Raw genomic sequence first — 1,123 nt, 5'->3', positions numbered from 1 at the left:
ATCTGCTTGGGGGCCTTGCCGTTGGCCTTCAGGCGGTCTTTCATGGCCTTGATCGCCTCGTTATGCTGCAACGCTACCAGGCCTGGCATGTAGAGGCCTGCACGCACACTCACTGAGCCGATTTTTGAAATCGTAGTGCGCCCCTTGAGCTTGCCCGAGTCGTGAAGCTTCGGGTTCAGTCCGGCAGCAGCGACTAGTTTGCGAGGATCGTCGTACTTGCGCAGGTCGCCCAGTTCGGCCAGCAGCCGCTCAATCGTTTTTTCCCCGATACCGTCAATGGTCACGATCAAGTCGCGCATCTCGCGCATATCCGGGTCGTCATCGATGTGGTTTTTGATTGCCTTGTGCGTTTCAGCGATCTCTTTTTCGATGTGGCGCAGCACAGAGTTGATCGAGGCTTTAACCTTCTCATCGGACACATCCAGACGATTGCACTCCATTCGCTCCATCTCCTGGAGATCATCCAGGCGGCGCACCAGGGCTTTGAGCTGGCGATACTTCAGCGGCTCCGGCGCCCACAGCGCAAGCCTTTCATTCTTTTCGCGGGCGAAGTCAGCGATCAGTTTGGCATCGCTTTTATCGGTTTTGATCCGACGTAACTCGCTGTCGGCGTAGGCGTGGGTCGTGGCCGGATTGACCACGCAAACCCGGTAACCCTTGTTGTAAACGAACTCGGCCAGCTCCAGGTGATAGATACTGGTCGCTTCCATCACGATCAGGGCCGAAGGTTCGACCTGTTTTACCAACCAGGCCTCGAACTCTTTGAAACCCTTTGAATCGTTAGCCAGTTTGGCCTTGGTTTTGTGTTTGCCATTTGGCAGATGAGTAGCAATATCAAAGGTGTTTTTTGCGACATCGACGCCGACGAAACTGGACATGACCGTCCCTCCATTAGGTCCGTTGCGATCATCACTGCACTCCGTCCAACCTTGTGAATGCGGGCTCTCGCCAGAGACGGGCCCAAGATACCGTTCGAACTGTATGAGTGAGTGTGGAGGGCTGGAGCACAATCTACATCACAGGCACAAAGCCTAAGGAGCTGCACGGCTTCCAGGTCCCTCCCTCGATGATCAGTCGAGAACTATCGCTCCTGATGGAGCGATAGTCGAGATACAAGGAGCTG

The 1,123-nt window shown here is 55.0% G+C and carries 1 protein-coding gene; it reads right to left on the bottom strand.

Features of this window, described 5'->3' with window-relative positions:
* On the bottom strand, positions 1 to 1,010 hold a 1,010-nt coding region (locus F8N96_RS34805; RefSeq protein ID WP_224794180.1), incomplete at its 3' end, for an IS110 family transposase.
* Between the last annotated feature and the right edge of the window lie 113 nt (positions 1,011 to 1,123).

Origin of the sequence: Pseudomonas fluorescens (assembly GCF_902497855.1) — a bacterium.
GTDB classification, from domain to species: domain Bacteria; phylum Pseudomonadota; class Gammaproteobacteria; order Pseudomonadales; family Pseudomonadaceae; genus Aquipseudomonas; species Aquipseudomonas fluorescens_BI.
Note: the sequence above shows the minus strand (reverse complement) of the source record. Positions and strands in the feature narration are given on the sequence as shown.